At 38.8% G+C, this 278-nt stretch carries 1 pseudogene; it reads right to left on the bottom strand.

Annotated features, from left to right (window positions below):
- A pseudogene (locus tag AAEY57_RS19810) lies at window positions 1-278 on the bottom strand (bifunctional [glutamate--ammonia ligase]-adenylyl-L-tyrosine phosphorylase/[glutamate--ammonia-ligase] adenylyltransferase); the annotation flags it as partial.

Raw genomic sequence — 278 nt, forward strand, 5'->3', positions numbered from 1 at the left:
GTAATAAACTCAATATCAGCCATACCGCCAATATCTTGTTTTAAATCAAATTGTTCTGAATTTCCTTTCGCTAGATGGTCGCGCATTTTTTCGCGCATTTTTATTACATCGGCTTTTAACACGGTATCATCGCGCTGTTGGCAAAGAATACTTTTACGAATTTGTGAAAAACGATCTATAAGATCGTCTTGGCCCAAAATTAACCGAGCCCGCACAAGTGCTTGATGTTCCCACGTCCATGCTTGAGTTTGCTGATAGTGATTAAAACTCTCTAGATT

Origin of the sequence: Pseudoalteromonas sp. MER144-MNA-CIBAN-0113, from assembly GCF_040308965.1 — a bacterium.
GTDB lineage: Bacteria > Pseudomonadota > Gammaproteobacteria > Enterobacterales > Alteromonadaceae > Pseudoalteromonas > Pseudoalteromonas tetraodonis.